The 21,301-nt window shown below is 41.4% G+C and carries 26 protein-coding genes; 11 read left to right on the forward strand and 15 right to left on the reverse strand.

Annotated features, from left to right (window positions below; genetic code table 11):
• Positions 1 to 13 precede the first annotated feature (13 nt).
• Complete coding sequence (locus L0B18_RS03345; protein WP_234567855.1) at positions 14 to 1,258, reverse strand: DEAD/DEAH box helicase; 1,245 nt, start codon at positions 1,256 to 1,258, stop codon at positions 14 to 16.
• Positions 1,259 to 1,456: 198 nt separating this feature from the next.
• Here L0B18_RS03345 and L0B18_RS03350 point away from each other — a divergent pair, with 198 nt between their 5' ends.
• Entirely contained in the window at positions 1,457 to 1,678 is a 222-nt protein-coding gene (locus tag L0B18_RS03350; RefSeq protein WP_234567856.1) for an AbrB/MazE/SpoVT family DNA-binding domain-containing protein, read from the forward strand.
• The gene (locus tag L0B18_RS03355) at positions 1,675 to 2,061 is read left to right on the forward strand and encodes a type II toxin-antitoxin system death-on-curing family toxin (RefSeq protein ID WP_234567858.1); all 387 of its coding nucleotides are present in this window, start codon (positions 1,675 to 1,677) and stop codon (positions 2,059 to 2,061) included. The genes L0B18_RS03350 and L0B18_RS03355 overlap by 4 nt, the downstream gene beginning before the upstream one ends.
• A gap of 37 nt (positions 2,062 to 2,098) precedes the next feature.
• On the opposite strand, the gene L0B18_RS03360 is transcribed toward L0B18_RS03355, so the two are convergent.
• On the reverse strand, positions 2,099 to 2,638 hold the full coding sequence (locus L0B18_RS03360) for a DUF6265 family protein (RefSeq protein WP_234567859.1): 540 nt from the start codon (positions 2,636 to 2,638) through the stop codon (positions 2,099 to 2,101).
• Between the two features lie 213 nt (positions 2,639 to 2,851).
• On the opposite strand from L0B18_RS03360, the gene L0B18_RS03365 reads away from it, so the two are divergent.
• Together L0B18_RS03365 and L0B18_RS03370 are read left to right on the forward strand one after the other, a co-directional pair.
• Positions 2,852 to 3,379 carry a hypothetical protein gene (locus L0B18_RS03365; protein ID WP_234567860.1) on the forward strand — a complete coding sequence of 176 codons (528 nt, stop codon included), beginning with the start codon at positions 2,852 to 2,854 and terminating at the stop codon, positions 3,377 to 3,379.
• Positions 3,376 to 4,353, forward strand: coding sequence for an IS1595 family transposase (locus L0B18_RS03370; protein WP_234567862.1), 978 nt, complete (start codon positions 3,376 to 3,378; stop codon positions 4,351 to 4,353). Before L0B18_RS03365 ends, L0B18_RS03370 begins: the two co-directional genes overlap by 4 nt.
• 105 nt (positions 4,354 to 4,458) lie before the next feature.
• Here the strand turns inward: L0B18_RS03370 and L0B18_RS03375 are convergent, their stop codons facing one another.
• The 7 genes from L0B18_RS03375 to L0B18_RS03405 form a co-directional block, all read right to left on the reverse strand.
• Positions 4,459 to 5,457, reverse strand: a complete 999-nt coding sequence (locus L0B18_RS03375) for an aldo/keto reductase (RefSeq protein WP_234567863.1) — start codon at positions 5,455 to 5,457, stop codon at positions 4,459 to 4,461.
• A gap of 232 nt (positions 5,458 to 5,689) precedes the next feature.
• Entirely contained in the window at positions 5,690 to 6,988 is a 1,299-nt protein-coding gene (locus L0B18_RS03380) for a PQQ-dependent sugar dehydrogenase (RefSeq protein WP_234567865.1), read from the reverse strand.
• 271 nt (positions 6,989 to 7,259) lie between these two features.
• Positions 7,260 to 7,601, reverse strand: coding sequence for an AtuA-related protein (locus L0B18_RS03385; RefSeq protein ID WP_234567866.1), 342 nt, complete (start codon positions 7,599 to 7,601; stop codon positions 7,260 to 7,262).
• Between the two features lie 105 nt (positions 7,602 to 7,706).
• Positions 7,707 to 8,570, reverse strand: a complete 864-nt coding sequence (gene lgt / locus L0B18_RS03390) for a prolipoprotein diacylglyceryl transferase (protein WP_234567868.1) — start codon at positions 8,568 to 8,570, stop codon at positions 7,707 to 7,709.
• A 181-nt stretch (positions 8,571 to 8,751) separates the two neighbouring features.
• A complete protein-coding gene (locus L0B18_RS03395) occupies positions 8,752 to 9,471 on the reverse strand; it encodes an SIMPL domain-containing protein (RefSeq protein WP_234567869.1) in 720 nt (239 codons plus the stop codon).
• A gap of 276 nt (positions 9,472 to 9,747) precedes the next feature.
• Positions 9,748 to 11,037 (reverse strand): prolyl oligopeptidase family serine peptidase, encoded by a 1,290-nt coding sequence (locus L0B18_RS03400; RefSeq protein WP_234567871.1) that lies wholly within the window; start codon positions 11,035 to 11,037, stop codon positions 9,748 to 9,750.
• A gap of 127 nt (positions 11,038 to 11,164) precedes the next feature.
• A complete protein-coding gene (locus tag L0B18_RS03405; protein WP_234567873.1) occupies positions 11,165 to 11,800 on the reverse strand; it encodes a 2OG-Fe(II) oxygenase in 636 nt (211 codons plus the stop codon).
• 207 nt (positions 11,801 to 12,007) lie between these two features.
• Between L0B18_RS03405 and L0B18_RS03410 the strand changes: the two genes are divergently transcribed.
• The 5 genes from L0B18_RS03410 to L0B18_RS03430 all read left to right on the forward strand — a co-directional run bounded on the left by L0B18_RS03410 (position 12,008) and on the right by L0B18_RS03430 (position 14,931).
• The gene (locus tag L0B18_RS03410) at positions 12,008 to 12,235 is read left to right on the forward strand and encodes a DUF3820 family protein (protein WP_234567875.1); all 228 of its coding nucleotides are present in this window, start codon (positions 12,008 to 12,010) and stop codon (positions 12,233 to 12,235) included.
• A gap of 189 nt (positions 12,236 to 12,424) precedes the next feature.
• A complete protein-coding gene (locus tag L0B18_RS03415) occupies positions 12,425 to 13,195 on the forward strand; it encodes an SDR family NAD(P)-dependent oxidoreductase (protein ID WP_234567877.1) in 771 nt (256 codons plus the stop codon).
• Positions 13,196 to 13,205: 10 nt separating this feature from the next.
• Positions 13,206 to 14,093: an SMP-30/gluconolactonase/LRE family protein gene (locus tag L0B18_RS03420; RefSeq protein ID WP_234567879.1), complete on the forward strand. Its 888-nt coding sequence runs from the start codon at positions 13,206 to 13,208 to the stop codon at positions 14,091 to 14,093.
• A gap of 176 nt (positions 14,094 to 14,269) precedes the next feature.
• A complete protein-coding gene (locus tag L0B18_RS03425; RefSeq protein WP_234567881.1) occupies positions 14,270 to 14,719 on the forward strand; it encodes a hypothetical protein in 450 nt (149 codons plus the stop codon).
• Positions 14,719 to 14,931 (forward strand): helix-turn-helix transcriptional regulator, encoded by a 213-nt coding sequence (locus L0B18_RS03430; protein WP_255695547.1) that lies wholly within the window; start codon positions 14,719 to 14,721, stop codon positions 14,929 to 14,931. Before L0B18_RS03425 ends, L0B18_RS03430 begins: the two co-directional genes overlap by 1 nt.
• 13 nt (positions 14,932 to 14,944) lie before the next feature.
• Here L0B18_RS03430 and L0B18_RS03435 read toward each other — a convergent pair whose 3' ends face one another.
• The 3 genes from L0B18_RS03435 to L0B18_RS03445 all read right to left on the reverse strand — a co-directional run bounded on the left by L0B18_RS03435 (position 14,945) and on the right by L0B18_RS03445 (position 17,879).
• Complete coding sequence (locus L0B18_RS03435; RefSeq protein ID WP_234567882.1) at positions 14,945 to 16,036, reverse strand: DUF2914 domain-containing protein; 1,092 nt, start codon at positions 16,034 to 16,036, stop codon at positions 14,945 to 14,947.
• A 60-nt stretch (positions 16,037 to 16,096) separates the two neighbouring features.
• Entirely contained in the window at positions 16,097 to 17,101 is a 1,005-nt protein-coding gene (purM, locus tag L0B18_RS03440) for a phosphoribosylformylglycinamidine cyclo-ligase (RefSeq protein ID WP_234567884.1), read from the reverse strand.
• A 73-nt stretch (positions 17,102 to 17,174) separates the two neighbouring features.
• Positions 17,175 to 17,879 (reverse strand): endonuclease/exonuclease/phosphatase family protein, encoded by a 705-nt coding sequence (locus L0B18_RS03445; protein ID WP_234567885.1) that lies wholly within the window; start codon positions 17,877 to 17,879, stop codon positions 17,175 to 17,177.
• 564 nt (positions 17,880 to 18,443) lie between these two features.
• On the opposite strand from L0B18_RS03445, the gene dtd reads away from it, so the two are divergent.
• Positions 18,444 to 18,884, forward strand: coding sequence for a D-aminoacyl-tRNA deacylase (gene dtd / locus L0B18_RS03450; RefSeq protein ID WP_234567887.1), 441 nt, complete (start codon positions 18,444 to 18,446; stop codon positions 18,882 to 18,884).
• Positions 18,884 to 19,783 carry an alkaline phosphatase family protein gene (locus L0B18_RS03455; RefSeq protein ID WP_234567889.1) on the forward strand — a complete coding sequence of 300 codons (900 nt, stop codon included), beginning with the start codon at positions 18,884 to 18,886 and terminating at the stop codon, positions 19,781 to 19,783. Before dtd ends, L0B18_RS03455 begins: the two co-directional genes overlap by 1 nt.
• Positions 19,784 to 19,796: 13 nt before the next feature.
• Here L0B18_RS03455 and L0B18_RS03460 read toward each other — a convergent pair whose 3' ends face one another.
• Genes L0B18_RS03460 through rplS form a run of 3 tightly spaced genes read right to left on the reverse strand, consistent with a single transcriptional unit; the run spans position 19,797 to position 21,292 of the window.
• The gene (locus tag L0B18_RS03460) at positions 19,797 to 20,270 is read right to left on the reverse strand and encodes a hypothetical protein (protein ID WP_234567891.1); all 474 of its coding nucleotides are present in this window, start codon (positions 20,268 to 20,270) and stop codon (positions 19,797 to 19,799) included.
• 51 nt (positions 20,271 to 20,321) lie between these two features.
• Positions 20,322 to 20,876, reverse strand: coding sequence for an adenylate kinase (locus L0B18_RS03465; protein ID WP_234567893.1), 555 nt, complete (start codon positions 20,874 to 20,876; stop codon positions 20,322 to 20,324).
• 59 nt (positions 20,877 to 20,935) lie between these two features.
• Complete coding sequence (gene rplS / locus L0B18_RS03470; RefSeq protein ID WP_234567895.1) at positions 20,936 to 21,292, reverse strand: 50S ribosomal protein L19; 357 nt, start codon at positions 21,290 to 21,292, stop codon at positions 20,936 to 20,938.
• Positions 21,293 to 21,301 lie beyond the last annotated feature (9 nt).

A 21,301-nucleotide genomic window follows, 5' to 3' on the forward strand; every position in this document is an offset into this window, starting at 1 on the left:
GATTTTACTCGAATTACCTTCTGCTTCTGAATTTTCTCTTTCGGCCTGAAGGTCGTTTTTTCTTGTTACGCCGGCTTGAATTTGAAGATTGGTGATTGCTTTGTGATACGGCCGTATTATGATTCGCAGTAGCAAACTCATGCTCATCCATCACCGGAATCTGTTTCCCGATCAGTTTTTGAATATCGCGAATGTACGCTCGTTCAACGGAATCTACAAATGACAATGCCGTTCCGTCGGATCCCGCTCGTCCGGTTCGTCCAATTCGGTGAACGTACGTTTCCGGCTCATTCGGAACTTCGTAGTTGATCACATATTTCAATTCATCCACGTCAATTCCACGGGCTGCAATATCAGTCGCCACGAGTACGCGTGTTTTCTGGTCTTTAAAATTGCCCAGCGCCCGTTGCCGTGCGGACTGAGATTTATTCCCATGAATCGCTTCTGCATTGATATTCTGCTTATTCAACAACTTCACAACGTTGTTGGCATTCCGCTTGGTTCGCGTAAACACCAGGGCGGATTCAATTCCTGCATCCTGCAAAATATCAATCAAGAGAGCTTTTTTGTTCTTCTTTTCTACAAAGTAAACGCCCTGTTTGATGGCATCAACTGTAGGGGATTCCGGCTCCACTTCTACTTTTGATGGATTATGCAAAATTGAGTTCGAGAGTTTTACAATTGCTCTTGGCATCGTGGCTGAAAAGAAAAGCGTTTGATGCTTTTTCGGCAGAGCTTTTCTGATTTTTTTAATGTCGTGAATAAAGCCCATATCGAGCATTCGGTCGGCTTCGTCTAATACAAAAACTTCAACATCTGAGAGCGAAATGTGTCCCTGGTTCATCAGGTCCAGCAGTCGTCCGGGAGTGGCTGTGAGAATATCCACGCCTTTTTTCAGTTTCTTTACCTGTCGTTTTTGGCTTACTCCGCCGTAGACAGTCGTTCCAATCAGTCCTGTGTAGCGACCGTAATTTCTAAAACTTTCGTCGATCTGAATGGCTAGTTCCCGCGTTGGGGTTACCACCAAACTCCTGATTTTCTTCTGGCCTCTTTTCTGTGGATTGGCTCCCAGGTTCTGTAATACAGGGATTGCAAACGCGGCCGTCTTGCCGGTTCCTGTCTGTGCACTTGCTAAAAGATCATTGCCTTTAAGGGCAATGGGTATCGCTCTTGATTGAATTTCTGTGGGGGTAGAATATCCTTCTTCGTTTAGAGATCTAAGGATGGGATCTGTGATATTCAATGATTTAAATGACATAATATGTATAAAATGAAAAAGCCCGCGCTTAAAACATTTAAGCCGGGCTAAGAAATAAATGAACCTAAAGGTACGGATAATATGCGTGGTGTGTGCTATTTAGTTTTTTTGGGTGATATTACATCTGATCTCCTTTCAAAATCGAAAGAATAGATTTAAATTATAACATTGTTATAACAAAATGATTTAAGCAGAGCTATGGAAACAAAAATCAGAAAAATTGGAAACAGTTTGGGAGTCACTCTTCCTAAGCAGTTGATTGAAGAACTTCATTTAAAAAACGGAGATACATTAACGATTGAAAAACAGGAAGGTAATATTAAACTGAAACCGATTGATCCGGAGTTTGAGCAATGGGCAGAAGCGTACCGTCAGGCAAATGTAGATTATAAAGAAGTATTGAAAGAGCTGGCCAAATGATAAAATTCCTGAATAAGGAGACTCTGCTGACTTTTCATGAAGATCAGGTCAGAATGTATGGCGGCAAACAAGGCATTCGGGATGAAGGGCTTTTAGAGTCAGCTTTAGCGCAACCTGAGGCGAGCTTTGGAGGGGAGTATGTTCACAAAACCATTTACGAAATGGCCGCCGCTTATGGATTTCACATCTGTCAGAATCATCCATTTTTTGACGGTAACAAACGAACGGCATTGATTGCGATGTACACGTTTCTGTTTGTAAACGGATATCGATTGCAAGCCGATAAAAAAAGTTTATATGCTATTGTGATTGATCTAGCCAGTGGGAACGTAGAAAAGAAGGAGTTGGCTGCTTACCTGGAGGAGCATTGCCTTGAGAAGTAAAAATATTCTCTATCCAAATCCGTATCAGATATTTCTTTTACAACGGTTTGCGTTCCTGGTTCACGACGATAATTCTGCCCGCCTGCTCACCCTCCGGAATTCGAAAATATACGATGTGTTTGTCTGAACCATTCTTCACAAACGTGATGCCGTCGAAGTAAAACGACTTGTCTGAATAGTCCACCAACCGATGGCGAACATATCCATCCTGTCCCTCCCAGGCTGAAAGGTTTGAAGACAAATGCTTCACGTGATATTCGAGACAACCCTCAACTTCTGTAAAAACGTTTATCTCATAAAACATTACGTCTCCCGTATTTGTCCAGCCCCGGGCAAACCCGGGCATTTGGGTGCCTGATTGGGAAAAGACAACGTGTTGTTGATTGTTCCCCTCAAGAGATCCTTCCCAGTTTCCTGTCAGCCATTGAACAAGTTCGAGTCCTGCTTCGGGACAATCCATTCCCTCGCTCCACGTCAGCACTTTTTCCGGCGAACCGGATTCCTGCTGAGCCATACAAAGGTGTGTAATTCCGAAAAATGTCAAAAACACCAAAACGGTAAAGAGTATTTTTTGCATACTGAAAGTAATTTGAGGAAGGGTTCTCTCATCCGGAAGCTTGTGGATGCTACAACATGTAGAACGGGATTTAAGCTAAAAAGTTACCTGCGACGGTAAGTCCTCATGCGGAATCCCTGAGAAGCGGGCTAAAAGTTTCGGAATTAGGGACTTAATGGCATTAATACACGCCCGCGCATATATTAGAGTTTTTACTAACCTACCTCTAATACAATGGCAAAAATTAAAAAGCGCACTCGCCAATTACTTGGCTTCGGCACATTTACAAGTGCCTCGGTTCTAACATACATAGCAAGAACTGAACATACTATAACTTTTTTTAACAAAATTAAATCTATCGGAATCATGGAATATGCAGACATCTTCGTGCCAATTATTGTTGGACTAATTGCCTTTTTGCTCTACTTATTTGGGCTGAAAATCTATGACTGGATACATTTACAATTAGTGAAAATTAGTCTTATAAAAAGTATTTCAAAGAGAGAATCTGACAATAAAACAAGAATTATGAGAATTGAGAATAATCTGGTTATTCAAGATTCAATAAATGATCAGATCATTAAATTTATAGCAGAAAAGAGTGACGAAGAACTTGAGGTGCTTCTTAATAAATATGACGCTGAACACATAAAAACAATAAAATCGAGAAATACCACTCTTTCAGACGGGCAAGCCTCTACAGGATTGAATAAGTGCAAAGGATCAAAAAACCATTTTCACTTAATCCCTGATAAACCATGAATCTAATAGAAGTAACCGAAAAATTTCCTGATGAACTGACGGCTACCAAGTTCTTTGAGAAAGCCCGATGGAAAGAAACGAAAAAGTGTGCGTACTGTGGATCGGACAGTGTGAGCAGTCGAAAAAGTGATTATCGCTTTACCTGCTTCAATTGCAATAAGTCATTCAGTGTAACGGTAAACACCATGCTTCACAGAACCCGAATTCCGTTGCGTACGTGGCTGATTGCGTTCTCTCTTGTAACCGATGCAAAGAAAGGAATCTCTGCCAAACAGTTGGAACGCAACTTAGATGTGAGCTATAAAACCGCTTGGCGTATGGGAATGAAAATGCGAAAGCTGATGCGTGAACCTGCTGGCAAGCTGGATGATGTTGTCGAAATGGATGAAACCTATGTAGGCGGTAAACCAAGACGGGGCGGTCTTTCCACTCTTACCAAAGCAGAGAAAGCCTACTACGATAGAACTGTCGAGCGATTGGATAAACGCTTTGACATATCCGAAGGGAAAGAAAAAAAGAAATGGATTCCCGCTCACTTAGTAAAACGTGGAAGGGGAACCCGAAAAGTGCCAGTAGTGGGAATTGTGGAACGAGATGGAAACGTAGTCGCCAAAGTGATGGAGAAGTTAACCCATGACAATTTGAAAGCGATGGTTCAAAAGAACGTGGAAGAAGAAGACGCGGTACTGATCACAGATAAATATTCAGGCTACAACCGCCTAAGCAGAATCATAGATCACATCAAAGTCGATCATGAAAAAATGTACTCCTATCGTGGAATCAACACCAACACGATAGAAAGTTTTTGGGCAATCATTAAACGTGGAATCATTGGTCAATACCACAAAGTTTCGCTTAGATATTTGCCCGAATACATCACAGAATTTGTCTTTAAATACAACAACCGAAACGATGATGACATGTTTAAAACCCTTGTTCTCAACTCAATGCAAACCCAACGCGCGCGTGCATAATGCCAATAAGTACCTATATCCGAAAAGTTTTAAAAAATGGAGGCTGAAACATCGAAAAGTAGTGATGGAAAAACGGTCTTAACCCATTAACCAAAATGACTATTATTACGTCTCCGCCAACTCAAACTCATCCGCAGCTTTCGTAATCATCTTCAGCTCCTCTTCAGTTAGTGTGAAGTCCATTGAACCGGCATTGTCTTTTACTTGCTGGGGATTTCTGGCACCGACCAGTACGCAGCCCATTCCGGGTTGGCTTGTAGTCCAATTAATCACGAGTTGAGCCAGCGTGGCGTTGTGTTGCTCGGCAATGGGGCGGATTTTGTCGAGGAGATTGTTCACGCGCCGAATGTTTTCATCCGTGAAGTACTTGCCTCCTTTTCGGGTGTCGTATCCGGTGAATTCGTAGCCGGGCGTAATTTTTCCGGTCAGCAGACCTCGTTGCAGCGGACTGTAGGGCAGGATGTGCATCCCATTCTCAATCGCTTGCGGAATAACGTCTTTCTCATTTCCCCGTTTAATCATGCTGTAAGGAACCTGGTTCGATGCCAGGTCAATGGTTTTTAGTGCTTCCTCTACCTGATCGGTATTGTAGTTACAAACGCCGGCGGCCCGCACTTTGCCTTCGTCAATCAGTTCCTGTACGGCTTCCATGGTTTCGGAGATCGGTGTTGTTGGATCGGCCCAGTGAATCTGATATAAATCTATATAATCAGTCTGCAGCCGGCGAAGACTATCTTCACACTCTTTTTTTACGCGCTCTTTAGCCGCCCATTTGTAAACATCTACCGGATTTCCCTCTTCATCCTGGCTCTCGAAATAAAATTCACCATCGTCACTTTCCCAGTTCAACCCATACTTGGTAAGAATTTGGTAGCTGTCCCGCGGCCGGTCTTTTAGCGCTTTGCCGATCAACGTTTCACTTTTTCCATAGCCGTACATAGCGGCCGTATCGATAGTAGTGATGCCGAGATCAACGGCAGTTTGCACGGCTTTGATGGCATCGTCTTCATCCGCGCCGCCCCACATCCATCCGCCGATGGCCCATGCCCCAAATGCAATGGGAGTTACTTTAATATCTGAGTTACCAAGTTGTCTGAGTTTCATTTTTGATATTGATTTTATAGGTCATTGCGAACGGAAGTGAATGGAGTGTTGCAATCTCCGTACTATACCCCCGAAAGGAGATCGCTTCACTTTATTCGCGATGACAGTTTCTATTATAATCTGTTATTGCGAGAAATCCCGTAATTTTGGTTCTCCATTTTTTTGAATGATACTTCAATAAAAAAGGGTAATGAGATAATACCCATTACCCAAAAATTTTAGCCAAAAAAGATTACTCTCCGGTATAAAAAACTCTCCAGATTTTCCCCTGTTTGGAATCGACGATATAAACGGAACCGTCTGTTCCCTGGCTAAGGCCCATGGGGCGATATTCTGCATTTCCAGGTGAGGACAGTGAATCGGTACCGGAAAAACCATCCGCAAATGTTTCATAACTATCCGTGGCAGGATTGGCTCCATCCATTGGCACGAAACTCACACGATAGCCTTCCTGTGGAAGCGGCGCACGGTTCCATGACCCGTGAAATGCAATCAATGCTCCGCCGGAAAATCTTGAAGGATACTGGTCGCCAGTGTAGAAAATAAGGTCATTAGGCGCCCAGTGACCGGGAAAAGCCATAATCGGATTCTCGTATTCATCGCCGGTATAAGGCGTTTCACCGTCGCCGCCATATTCCGGGTTCATCATTTTTTCACCTCTGCTTTGGTCGTAATAGGTGTACGGCCAGCCAAAGTTATCTCCATCATCCACTTTAAAAAATTCTTCTGCCGGAAGAACGGCATTATCTTCAGCATCAAAATAATCCGGCCACAGTGTATTTAACTGGTCACGTCCGTGTTGAACGATGTACAGGTTATCCGCGGCTGAATTCCACTCCAGGGCTACTGCGTTTCTGTAGCCTGTGGCGTATTTATATCCGTCTTCCTGAAGAGTTTGTCCGGTTGCATTCGCATCAAACCTCCAGGCGCTTCCCTGCAATTCCAAAAACGGACACGGGTCCATTCCAGGAGATCCCGGTGTGCGCCCTTCTTCCTGGCATGCATTGGATGGAGCCCCGATATTTACATACATGTTTCCGTTTCCATCAAAAGTAATGGGTTTCGCAGCGTGACTGCCCTGATCAGGAAACCCGGTAACAACCATTTCGGGTTCGGCCGTTGGCACAAGGTCAACTCCTTCCATCGAGTAACGAACCACAGCCGTATCCGGCGCGAAGTAGAGGTACCCGTTGTACAGGGCGATTCCCGTTCCGGTATATTCACCAAAATAAGCAGTGCTATCGGCAACGCCATCGCCATTGGTATCGCGCAATGCGGCAATGCCATTTCCGTCATGATCACTACTCAGCGCAACATAAATATCACCATCATCATCAACGGTAATATGACGAGCGCTTCCAACGCCTTCAGTCACAACAACGGCCTGAAATCCGGCCGGGAGAGTGATTCCTCCATTATCATCGGCAAACTGAATATTTTCGAAGTCTGAAGAGGATTGGTTTTCTGAAGAGCATGCAACCAAAAGGGTTAAAGAGAAAAGAAGTAAGGGAAATGTCGATTTTCGAAGCATGGTTTTGTACTAAATTAAAATTGAGAGCGATTGAATTTGAAAAGGTCCTGATTCTATCAATACAATCGTTTTTATGATAAAAGAATTCACGCTTCTATTCGAGTCTAACTTCGATAAAAATCTGAGGCTAGAGGCATGTGATGACTGTTTCCTTCAAAAGGATTTTTCCTATATGAAGTTTTGTACGTCATTGCGGGCGGAGCGAAACAATCTCATGCCAGTATACATGTTGGAGATCGCTTTACTCCGTTCGCGATGACAGTAACATTGTTTACTTCACTAATTCCAGTAGCTCTTCAGGAACATCCAGATCCATTCGTAGAAGAGTGGAAGCGTGTGTTTTTCCCTGGGCGTCAAGTTTAAGAGAAACCGTTCCGCCGCCGCCAAGACTTTCATGAAGCAGGAAATTTAATGCCCCGATGTTTGGGAGCTCATACCGCTCGACCTTGCCTTTGCAGATGTGCTTCATGTGGTCTTTTACCCGTTTGGCCGTCAGGTTCTTTTCCAGGAAAGGGTAGATGTCAGGGTGGCGGGCAATAATCCCCACATTGCTGGCATTTCCTTTGTCGCCGCTGCGGCCGTGGGCAATTTTTAAGAGCTTGACTGTGGGCATGTTTTTTTTGGTGAAAAGTGAAAACGCAAAAGTAAGAAGGAAAATGTATGCCTCTGAATGTATCTAACCAGACGAATAACAGAAAACTGTTGAAATAAGAATCAGCTACTCTCGCATTCTCTTTTTATAGTAATGTATCGTATAAAGTATGGTAAAAATTCCATAACTCAGTAATACTACTTGCAAATTCGTCATATTGCTGAAGGCTATAAATTCCCTGTCTCCCCGGATAAATTCAAGGCCAAATCGTAATAGTGAATAGCCGCCGGTATGAATAAAGAAAATGAGCGGGGACTTTTTATCATCCGGCCAGATTTTCTGAAATACCCAGATGATAATCCCAAAAAGGATAAGGTCTCCAAACATTTCATATAACTGAGTGGGATGAAGCGCTGCACTAACGGTGGAATCAAGCCCCACCAACCCGTGTTCGTAAGACCATTGCCAAGCTGAGCTTGAAACTGAAAAGTCTGTTTCAAATGAAGGAAGCGACGTGCCGTATCTTGGAAAATGAACGCCCAGTGGAGAGTCCGTTGCAACTCCATAAGCATCGCCATTCAAAAAACAACCGACTCGCCCCACTGCCTGAGCAAACAGAATGCCGGGTGATAACAATGAAAAATATTCGAAATAGTTGAGTCCTTTCTTCCGTGTAAAAAACATCCCGCCAAGCATTCCTCCAACCAGCCCGCCAGTAATACTGTTACCCCCACCGGAAAGATTAAACAACACTGCCGGATTATCCAGAAACAGATCTAAATTCCAGAAAAGATAGTGAGAAAGCCGGGCCCCAATAAGCGCTCCAAGAATTGACCAGGTAATCAACCCATCAAAAAAATCTACTTCGCCTTTGTATTTTTGAACACGTTTGTAGGATATAAATATTCCTATGGCGATAGATATGAGAAAGTAGATCCCTTCATAGAAATGAATTTCATTAAATCCGAGATCGATATGGATAGGGAGCATGAAAAAAATCTGTTTTAGCGTTAGCCGCTAAAGGTACAAATTTAACTTCATAGCTGTCACGCATTAAATTCTGGAAAAAATTCAGAATGGCCTTACTCAATACTCAATACTCAATACTCAATACTCAATACTCAATACTCAATACTCAATACTCAATACTCAATACTCAATAAAAATATATCTAATCAGACAAGTAATAGACAATCGTAGAAACTACTCTCACATTTTTGATGTGCGGATTGTTATTATCCCTGTTATAAATAGAAAATTGTCCCTGGGAAGCTGTTTTTATTTTGCCGAGTTTGCTGTTGGAATCTTCTGCAAACTTCTGAGCTACTGCCCGTGCCTCTTTCGTGGCCTGTTCAATCATTTCCGGCTTGATATCATTCAGCCTTGTGAATAAATATTCCGGCCGAACCTGGTATTCATCACCACTAAGAGTAACGCCCTGCTTTCCGAGATCAACCAACTGACTCATAATTTCCCGTACCTGTTCTACATTCTCTGAATAAACCGTGGCTGTTTGGGAGGCCACATACCTGAACTCAAAATTCTCATTTCCACCATATCGCTGGGCGGATTTATCCGTCAGGAATGGCGTAGAAAAAGTAATTTCTTCCGACTCTATTCCATGATTTTCCAAAAAAGACCGGACCAAATTTGCGCTATTTTCCAAAGAAGTATATGTGCCGTCGAGTGTATTACCGGCTTCGGTGAATTGAATCGGCCAAATAACAATATCCGCAATATGCTCCTGTTCAGACAGGCCTTTAACCGTTACCGAGCGTTCATACTCTTTTACAGAAATAGCTGCATTGCTGGCAAAATATCCCACCACAAACAAGCCTAAGAAAATTGAAATCCCAATAACGATAAACCCAAGTTGACTTTTTTCTTTCATGAAATGGTTGATGAAGTTTTTTTAAACTAAATGATCTTGAAATTTACACACCGCTTTGTCCTCTCTCAAGTTCGACTTTATTCCGAACCAAAAAAGAAGAAAACTGCGTCTAAACCGTCGTTGGTTTTTTAAAAACCCGAACTCATATTCTTTAATGATTCTAAACCTGATAAATTGTTCCTGACCCCTATTAAATACAAACATTTTTGAGATAGCATAAAAAAAGCCGGGCATTGACCCGGCTTTTCAAACTTCATTTCTTAAAGGTCACCACCCTTATTTTGATTGGCCGGCCATCCATTCCATAATACTTACAGGACGTCCATCCAGTTTTACCAGGCTGCCGTCATAATCCCGCCTGGCTTCATTGGCGTGGGAATAAATCCAACTCCAGTGGCCCGGGTAATGATAACCTTCTCCGCCAAAAAAGCCGGTAATATCCACCACGTGATCATAATAGGTAAGATGCACATTTGGCGCTCCCGCCTCTTTCAATCGATTATAGACCGGCAATACGGTTTGATCCGGAACCGTGGTTCCATCATCTTCTGAATGAATAAACCAGATCGGAATATTTTTTACCCGATTCACTTGCGCATCTGTGAAATATGCTCCGCGATAAGCCAGGGCGCTTGGAAATGCAGCAGCAAAAAAATTGGGATATTCAATGAGCAGTTTAAAGGTCAAATAGCCTCCGTTCGAACATCCGCCAACATAGATACGATCTGTGTCAACATTCGGATGCATCGAAATATAATAGTCAACAAGCTCCTTCACTGCTTCGAAGTAAATGTCGTCTACCTGGCCACTGGTTGATCCTTCGCCACTGTCCATCCAGCGTGTTGGTGTTTGTGGAACCAGAACAAAAGCTCCATCAAAAATGGCTTGTATTTCATCTGATGCGTAATTAGCGGCCCGGTTAGCAATAAGCGGAATAGATGGATCCGTTCCCCCTTCACCACCGCCGTGCAGCCAAATAATGAGCGGAGATTTTCCATCGGCCTCTTCAGGCACATAGGAAGCGTATGACATGTTTATTCCTTTTCCATCTGAAAATTTTCCTGAAAGATCGAATCGATCAATGATCGGCATAATTCTATTCACTTCCTGGTTCCACACCTTTCCGTTTGCTTCATCCCTGATGGTCATATCATAATTGATCCAGCTGTTTCCTCTGCAACCTTCTGCCTGTGAATATTGAATAGGTGAGCCGATGGGTTGATTGGGAGCCACCGCTAATACCAATGTAGCATAATCGCCTTCTTCCAGCCTGGTTCCTTCGGCATCGGATACATACCCTGCAATTACTGTCCGGCTTCCCAAAACCTGACCGGCAGGGATTGATGCACAATCATCTGATCTTTGGACCATTACTTTATAATCGTCTGTATTCACTGTCGTGGCGGGCTCATCTAAGGATAAAATGACCTTGCTTACAGCCGGGCCCCAGTCATAGCCTTCAATAACAATACCGTACTCGCCGCCGGCTGGAGATATTGCAGCAAAAACTCCATTCGATACGGCAAATAATACAATGACAAATAATAGAAGTATATTTTTTTTCATAAGATTTTTTGGATTTAATAACATCGATTTCACTCTTTAATCTAAGTAGGCATATTTATAAAAGCCAAAAATAGCCTCCCGGTTTCCGAGAAACTGTTATTGTGTCTTTTACTTTTTTTGAACCTGTCTAGCGAAAGAAATAACCCACGGTTGCAGGTTGATGAAGCAACCAGCCCGTAAGGCTGTATCTTGACACATTTGTTGTTAAAACTTCATGCTCAATGATATCGCTCTTAAATAATAAGAGCCGTCTGGCAATGGGTTCTACTAATATTTCGCCACCATCTTTATAGATTTTTAACTCTCCTCCATCTCCGTTTTTCCAGTGTTCATTCAGGTAGATAAGAACGGTAATCTGCCGGTTCGATCGTTCATTAAACTGGTCCAGGTGCCTGTCATAGTGGGAACCTTTTGGATATTTGGCAATGTGAAATTCCGATCCGGAAAGACTCAGAAAACAAAACCGTTTTAACGATTGAATCAACTCTTCCATCAAACCAAAAAACGGGTCCAGTTTTTTATCGCGGTCTTTTTCAAGCCAATAAATAAAATCACCGCGAATGGATGCATTCACCTTAAATTCGCCCGAAGACCCGATTCCCGCCTTTTTCAGTTGATCACCCTGTTCTTTTTCATGAAAGAAATCCATAATAATTGTGAATAGCTCATTTGATATAAAATCATCCACTATCACAAAATCATTCAAAGCCAGTTTATCCATCCATTGGATCCACTGTTCTTCGGTATAATGTACTTGATGCATTTACTCCAAAATTTATTTTTTTAGAAAGTTGGTAAGCTTGTTTTGTTTTCAGCTTCACTTGGTTCGGCTTCTCATTATACTCAAACTGACGTCATGTTTTGCACAGTGAAGTAAACCAAAATATATCCGGACTCAATACTCTCCCATAAAGGCTGGATGCCAAAATTATCACTTTCTCCGGTTTTTGGGAATAGTTAGTTTAACGTCATGAAATCCGATTTTCTTATTAAACTTGTTCGCGCCCGTATGCCTTACGGCCAATATAAGGGGCGTTATATCACGCAGCTGCCGGTACATTATTTAGAGTGGTACAGCCGAAAAGGTTTTCCAAATGGACAGCTTGGCCAATATCTCTCCACCATGTTCGAAATAAAAACAAACGGACTGGATCATATTCTAAAACCCATCATAAAGCAGTATCGAAATTGGGAGTAATTGTCTTAGAGAGCCTCCGAAGCAATCTCTTTTCTTAATATTCTCTTGATTTATATTCACCACATCTTTTTTAAATACAGGGAATATTTCGTATTAATGAATATAAGTATTGGAAAAGGGGAGATTGCGATTCCCCTCTGGCCATATCAAATAGCTGCCTGATAATTTTTAACCATAACTTGAGGAGCCATGTCTTTTGAGGGAAAAACTGTAGTTGTAACAGGCGGGGCAAAAGGAATTGGCGCCGGATGTGTAAAGGTCTTCCATCGTGAGCAGGCACAAGTTGTGATATTGGATGTGGATGAAGAAGCCGGCTCAAAAATAGAAAACCAATTGGGTGACCGGGTACTTTTTCTTTCTTGTGATATTTCTGATGAAAAGCAGGTCTCCAAAGCGATGAAGAAAGCCGCTGATCATTTTGGAGGGATTGATGTGTTGGTAAATAACGCGGGAATCCTGCACTATGCAACGGTTACGGAAACAACCGAACAAGCCTGGGATTCGCTCATGAATGTGAATCTAAAAGGTGCCTTTCTCTGTGCAAAACATGCCATTCCATACATGCAAAAAGCTGGCAGCGGAGTTGTTGTAAATATGTCCAGTGTTCAGGCTTATGTCGTTCAGGAAAAAGTGGCTGCTTATGTAACGACCAAATCAGCATTGATTGGCCTCACAAATAGTATTGCGGTTGATTATGCTCCCAACATTCGAAGCGTTGCCATCTGTCCGGGCGGTGTGGATTCAGAACTGAACCGTAACGCTTTTCAACAGTCGGCCGATCCCGAAAAAGCCCGACAGGAAACCATAGATATCCATCTTGTAAAACGGATGGCTCAACCCGAGGAGATCGGGGAAATGGTTGCCTACGTAGCCAGCGAGAAGGGGTCATTCATCACGGGACAAGCCCTGCGGATTGACGGCGGAATTGGACTGCGTGTAGCCGGAAGTAAAAACGACTAACCGGAGGAAAATGAATATTCCAACCATTGAGGCTGAACCTGTTTTAGCACAAAATGCCGTTTTGGGTGAATGCCCGGTTTGGGATGACCGGCAGAGTTTACTCTTTTGGGTGGATATACTTTCGGGTAATCTTTTTCAATACGACCCGCGGCAGCATAAATGCAGAGTTATTGATATTGGAGAACATATTGGTTCTTTTGCACTTCGTGAAAAGAATGGTGCTATCTTAGCTCTCAAATCCGGATTTGCCTTCTATGATTTTTATTCGAATAGAATTGAGCGCATGATTAACCCGGAATCTCACCTTTCAAATAACCGGTTTAATGATGGTAAATGTGATCCATACGGACGATTTTGGTCAGGAACTCTTTCCTATAATGTAGAAAAAGGTGCCGGCAGTTTATATACGCTTTCAACGGCAGATCATATCGAAACAAAACTGAAAAATCTCACGATTCCAAATGGTATGGCCTGGCATCTCGGTCGAAAAAAATTCTATTTTATTGATTCGACCGACCGAAAAATCTGCCAATTTGATTACGACCCGGCATCCGGCTCTATCAGAAATCGTTCTGTTTTATTTGAATTCCCCACGGACGAATCACTTCCAGACGGCATGACTCTTGATGCCGACGGGCATTTATGGGTAGCTCTTTACAACGGATTCAAAGTAGTCCGTATCAACCCTGTTTCTGCTCAAATAGAATTTCAAGTGGAGCTTCCGGTTCCCCAGGTAACCTCCTGTACTTTTGGAGGTTCAAATATGAATGAACTTTACATTACAACTGCCCGCGAGCATATGACCAAGAAAGAAATTGCTGAAGTTCCCCTTTCAGGATCCTTGTTTCGTGCGGTCGTTCCATTTCGCGGATTAAAAGCAGACCGCTTTAAAGGCTGAACGAATTTATGCTTTTCTGGTCGTTGTCAGGCTAATTTTTTAATTAATAAATCTCCGGAATTTGCTGCTCTAAAAGATCCATCATCTTTGAAGAGTAAAATTTTTTATACTTTTTGTAACATTTATTTTACATCACGTAAGAAGTACTATACACTAAAATTAATCTCTGATGTCATATGTCTAAACAAGAAATATTATCGTGGACTTCTTTGGGTACAGCGCTTTCCGTCTTATTCTTTTATGTTCTGTTCGTATTTGGCTGGCCTGGTTTCCTGCCGGATTATTCTGATCAGCTTTATAATCTTTTCTTTAAGATTTTCTGGATCGCCGTGGCCATTGAATTGGTGCTGGATTTCATCGATAAAAAAAATAAAGTAGATAAAGACGAACGCGATTTTATGATTGAAGCATACGGAGTTAAATATGCCTACAATTTTTTGATGATCGCCATCGTCTTTATTCTTGTACAAATTCCATTGTCAGAAGTTTTCGGACAAGTAAGCGAATTGCATGAGTTACTGGGAAGCAAAAGAGTCATTTTTCACGCACTCTTCATCATCATTCTCACAGCAACTCTTATCAAAAGAGGAACTATGATCTATTACTACCGAAAAGACTTTGTTTGATGGGAGAAGGAGAAATAACCAATAATATTCGGGTACTTCGATTTCAGCATAATGAAATGACGCAGCAAGAGCTTGCCGATAACGTTGGGGTCACCCGTCAAACCATTAATGCGCTGGAAGCTGCAAAATACAATCCTTCGCTGGAGCTGGCTTTCAAAATTGCCGATGCATTTAACAAGCCGCTGGAAGATGTTTTTAAATACCGAAAGTAAAGAATCCTTCTATTTAAAAAATTCTCGTTACCAGGCGTTCATCTTGTCGCGTTGAATCAATCTCAATTTCAAAATTGATGATTCCCAGAACCAACCCTTCTTTGGTAATCACATCCACTTCCCATAATCCCTCTCTTACATTGCTCTTGTAAGTGAATCCTCTGTAACCCCGATCTCTGCCGCCGGTAATTTCATAACCGATATTGTCTGCAACTTGCCACTCTTCCAGGTCGGGATTGTACCATTTCCATTGGTGTGCCACTTCTTTTTGAAGATTGGTTGGTGCAAAAATGGAGGTGAAAACAAAAACATTCGTTCCCGGCTTCTGGCTGTATGTATAGCTGTTATCTCTCCAAAATTTATACCATTCCGTTTGCTGGTAGGTTACAACATAGTTTCCATCGGCTTTTTCCACACTGTGTGCAACAATTCCGGTTTCGAGTGCCAGGGGAACGGGAGGAATCAGATTAAAATAATAGAAGATGTTGATCATCAGGTAGATTCCAGCTACCAAACCAAGTGTTTTTCCCTCGTTAATTTCTCTGCGGGTTGATGGGCTGACAGCATAAATGTATATGATAAGGGCCATCGTGGTGCCGAGGCTAACCAAACCCGACACTATAAAAATAAAAGTGCTCATCTGCTTGATCAGCACCGGGATGAAAAACGTACAAAACGTAAAATTTACAAAGAAATACGCGCTGAATTGCAGGTATTTGTTAGATATTCGTTGTTTCAGCAATTCATTACCAAACAAAAGAATCACCAAAATGACGAAAAATGAAATGGTTTTTGAAAACGATACACTTCGGGAATAGTAAATCACAAAAGCACTGCACAAAGCTCCCAGGAAAAATTGAATGGCCAATGGAAGGTACTCCTCATATTTTTCAAAGAAGGTTTGTTTCCATTTGCCATCATCTGCCACATTAAACATGTAAATGGACAAACTCAGCATCACCATATAAGTGGAAAGAATGGTTCGGTCATAAAGGCGATCAATGCGGCCGAGGGTAAGTGAATCCCAAATAAAACCACCAATAAAGAAGAGCACCGGTAAAGATTTTTGATGCCTCCGAACGAAGGCTCGAAAACGGCTGATCATAAATCAATCTCTCTTTTATTGATTTGATAACAACCGCTTCTAAATTTTTTGTTTGGAAAGTCAGGAAACCACGCCAATTCTAAAAACCTCTTCTTCAATTTCATTACATAATTTTTCAACTTTGTCTACAGCCTCTCTGGAAACTACTATTATTAAACCGATGCCGAGGTTAAATGTTGCACGCATATCTTCTTCAGGTACATTTCCGGTTTTTTGGATGAGTTTAAAAATATCCGGCCTTTCCCAGCTCTCCCAATTTACATCCAGTTTTAATCCGTCGGGGAGGATTCGTTTTGTATTCCCAACAATTCCACCACCGGTGATATGAGAAAATCCATGTACACCATCCACATCTTTCAGCTTGGAAATGATATCCAGGTAGGAGCGGTGCACCTGCAACAGTTCTTCCCCGATGGTTTTTTCCAATTCTTCGGGCTGATCATTTACATCAAATTCACTAAACAATACGTTTCTGGCAAGCGAGTATCCATTGGTGTGAAGGCCTGAACTTTTTAAACCGATAAGTAAATCTCCTTTCTTAATTTTATCACCGGTAATAAGTTGATCTTTATCAACCACACCAACAATGGTTCCGGCCAAATCAAATTCTCCCTTGTCATAAATGTCCGGCATTTCAGCGGTTTCTCCTCCAATCAGGGCCACACCATTTTCTTTACAGGCTTTGGCAAATCCTTTTACCACATCGAACCCAACCTGTTGTTCCAGTTTTCCGGTTGAAAAATAGTCAAGAAAAAAGAGAGGTTTGGCTCCGCAGACAGCAATATCGTTCACACAATGATTTACCAGATCCTGGCCAACCGTATCATACACTCCAGCTTTAAAAGCAACAATCAGTTTCGTTCCAACGCCATCCACACTGCTGACCAAAACCGGATTTTTCATGGATCCAAAATCGGCCGAAAAGAGCCCGCCAAATCCTCCAATATTACTTACCACATTGGCATTGTGTGTTTCCTTCACAACATCTTTTATGGAATTAACCAGTTCTTCACCGGCTTTGATGTCTACTCCCGAGTCTTTGTAAGTAAATTTTTTATCTGACACTATAATTCTGGATTTGTTTCTTTTCTAATTCAGAGGTTTTTTTCTCTACACCGCTTTACTGTGTTCGAAATATCTATTCATCTTCAGCCAAAATAAAATCTGCTACAACCGGCAAATGATCCGATGCTTCAGTCTTGGGTATCCAAATGGAATCGGGTTGAATGTTCCCTGAAAACAAGATGTAATCAATTCGTTTTATGGGTTGATCCGCCGGAATGGTCATTCCATCACCCTGACCGAAAATCATCCATGTATCTTGAAATTTTTCATTCAGTTTCTGATACATTTGGCTGGTTGGAATATCGTTAAAATCCCCTCCAAATAGAACCACATCTGCGTTGTATTTCGGTAAAATCTCATGGATTATTTTTTCAGCATTGAGAATACGTTCGGCATCGTCCTGGCTGTGATCGAAATGAGAGTTCAAAACCAAAATTTCTCTTCCATGTAATGAAATCTCCGTTGCCAGAATACCTCTCTGTTCCGAACCAATTCTTTCAAATTGAAAGTTCTTGGAACTGGCAATCAGATACCTGGAAAGAGTTGCATTTCCATAACTTCCTGTGTCTATATCGAGATTCTTTCCAAATACTACGTTCTTTAATCCTGTTTTTTTGGAAAGCAATTGAGGTATATCCATATTTCCGGATCTGTTTAGATTGATATCTACTTCCTGCAAAAGAAGGATATCGGGATTTTCTTTTTTTATTACATCTGCTATTCTTTCAAGATTCACTATTCCATCCATTCCCTCTGCGTGATGGATGTTGTATGTCATTATTCTAAATGCAGATTGGTCTTTAACTTGTTTGGAACCAATTTTTTCTGCTAATGAAAAGACTGCAAAAACAGAGGCTAAGAAAGCAACAAAATAAATAAGGAATCTTAAAAGAGAGAGCGTTTTATAAGAGAGTAGATTTTTCATTTATCTATCAAATAGATAAGGTAGAATGGTACTGAATTTTTAGTTTTCCCATAGGTTATCCACAAGTATATACAATAAGAATGAGATTTTTAATCTTGTTGTATTGTAGTAGGGAGTGTGGAGAAGTGTATAACTTTTTTATCAGGGAGAGAAAAAAGATTCTGAATGAATTGTTAATAATTTTGTTGATAATTTAATGAATAAAATCAATGGCTTATAAATTTGAGAATGGAGTAATCAACATTCCATATTTTTTACACCTATAGTTACACATCATCTTTTCAACAGTAAAAGTTATTCTTTTTGGCTGTGGATAATTGTTTTTAATTGTGAATTGATGTGGATAGATTCAGTATAAAATATCATTAGTCTCCAATTAACATTTAATACAAAGGTTTTCCACACAGTTACCAACATATGAGAGTTGTTATACAAAGAGTTACAAAAGCGTCTGTTACCATCAATGAGAAAGTATCAGGAAGTATAGAAAACGGTTTATTATTACTTGTGGGCATTCACGAATCAGATACAAAAAAGGAGGTGGATTGGTGCTGCAGAAAAATACCAGGTCTCCGTATTTTTGAGGATGAAGAAGGCAAAATGAACCGTTCAGTAACGGATGTGAACGGCGGAATTTTAGTAGTTTCACAATTCACTCTTTATGGTAATGCAAAAAAGGGAACACGGCCAAGTTTTATTGAGGCGGCCCGCCCTGAAGACGCGGAACCTTTGTATGATTATATGATTGATGTTCTGAAGAGGGACAGCGGACTTCAAATAGAATCCGGAGAATTTGGGGCCATGATGGATGTGGAACTCATTAATAGCGGACCTGTTACCCTGATCCTGGAGAAGTAATGACTGTCTGTTTTCTTTTTGTGGATGGAATAGGAGTGGGGCCAAAAACAGGGTACAATCCGCTGGCTTCATCTGATTTGAAATCTTTTTCTTTTTTTACCGGAAGGGACGGACTTCATGATGGATGTGAAGAGAGAATTGAAGAATCCATCCTATTTAAAAAACTTGATGCTAACCTGGATGTTGAAGGCTTGCCTCAAAGCGGAACCGGCCAGACAGCTTTATTTACAGGAGAGAATTCCTCAGAGTTGATTGGAAAGCATTTTGGACCCTTTCCGCATTCAAAAATAAAACCGCTGCTTAAGAAGAAGAGTCTGTTTCATAAAGCAATTGAGCTTGAAAAAAATCCCCATTTCTTAAATGCGTATCCGGATCTGTTTTTTGAAAAATCAAAGGAGAGAAACCGATGGAGTTCTACAACTCTAATGGCCCGATCGGCAGGAGTTGAATTGAACCGTTTGCAGAATGTTGTAGAAGGGAGTGCTGTGACAGCTGAGATTATCCAATCAGCCTGGAGAAGTAAACTGAACTTAGATGTTCCTGAAATTGAACCGGAAGAAGCATCCGGAAGAATGTTAAAGGCTTTGGATGAATATGATCTGGTTCTTTTTGAATACTATCTGACAGACAAAGCGGGACATGAACAAGACGAAGAGATGGCAAATCGGGTTTTAAAAGTGTTGGATAGATTCATCATGAATATTCTCAATAACCTGAATAAGATGGATACGCTCGTTCTTTCAAGCGATCACGGAAATTTGGAAAATCTTTCCATAAAAACGCACACAAGAAATCCGGTTCCGCTTTTTGTAAAAGGAAATACGGAGCCGTTTATAAATGCAAAAAGCATTTTGGATGTAACTCCGGGGATATTGGAGATTTTAAAAGCTAACGTGTAAGGAAAGGCAATGTTTATAGATGATAACGAATACCGCCGCGAATGATTGGATTTTCGTAGGGAGAGTTTTCATCCTGAACAAGATCGTATAAAATAGTGAATGTGGTATACATTCTGTCAGAAATGCGCTGAAAATAGCCGGCTCCAACCGGTACGGAAAGCACCCATTCCCTTTCGGAATTATAATACTCGGTGTTAAGCGTTTCTACTTCCGCATGTAGAAAAAAGCTTTCAAAAAGATCATACTGACTGAAAACACGTGCCCCGTAATGAATTCGAGAATCACCACTTCTGCGAACGTAGCTAAAAATACCACCGACTCCTATTCTTAAGTCATCTATTTGATATCCAAGAATAGGAGAAGCGTCAATATATGTTCGGTTATTCCAGAAGTTTAATCCCACAGAGCCTCCTGTATAAACCTGAGCCCAGGAGGTTACAGGGAAAAAAAGAAACCCAAAAACGATAAGAAAATATCTGGCCTTCATATGAATGGAAGCAGATTGTTTTTATCTGTTAGTTTGGAATAGAAAAAGGGGTTAAGAGACCGCTTTTTTTATCCGATCAAAAATCTCGTCAACATTCCCTACTCCATCTATCTCTTCAACAATACCGTGCTCTTTGTAATAATTAAGAACAGGCTCTGTCTCTTTTTTGTAAACTTGTAAGCGGGTTTTAATTTTTTCAGGCGTATCGTCCGTGCGTCCTTGCCCTCTGCTTAGAATTCTATTCACCAATTCTTCTTCAGGAACGTCGAGCGTAACGAGTGTATCAACCTTTTTTCCATTGGCTTCAAGGTATTGATCTAACGCTTTAGCCTGGCCAACGGTTCTTGGAAAGCCGTCGAAAATCACACCGTTATCATACTTTTCGTTGTCCAGTTCATCGGCAACCAGTTCTACAACGGTTTCATCAGGAACGAGTTTTCCTGAATCGAGAATAGATTTAACCTTTTTTCCGAGAGGGGTTTCATTTTTGATGTTTGCCCGAAAGATATTCCCGGTTGAAAGATGGGGAAGATCAAAATGGTTAACCAGTTTTTCTGCCTGTGTTCCTTTACCTGCCCCTGGAGGCCCAAATAAAATGAGGTTCATAAAAATCTGTATAGATGATAAGATGTATTGATTACGGTAAGATAACCAATTGAGGAATTTTATTTCTTCTCTCTTGTATCTTTTTCCTTAATTCGGGCAGCTTTTCCTTTTCTTTCTCGCAAGTAGAAAAGTTTGGATCGACGAACTTTACCGCGTTTCTTCACTTCAATTTTTGCGATAAAAGGAGAGTATAGCGGGAAGATACGTTCCACTCCAATGTTTGAAGAAATTTTTCGAACGATAAATGTTTTATTGGCACCTGAGCCACGTTCGTTAATTACAACGCCTTCATACTGCTGGATACGCTCTTTCTCACCCTCACGAACACGATAATGCACATTCACAGTATCGCCTGCAGTAAACTCGGGCAGATCGTCTCGCATTACGGTTTGTTCAACTAATTTCATTTTATCCATTTTGATATC

The sequence above is a fragment of the Rhodohalobacter sp. 614A genome (assembly GCF_021462415.1).
Taxonomy (GTDB): Bacteria; Bacteroidota; Rhodothermia; order Balneolales; family Balneolaceae; genus Rhodohalobacter.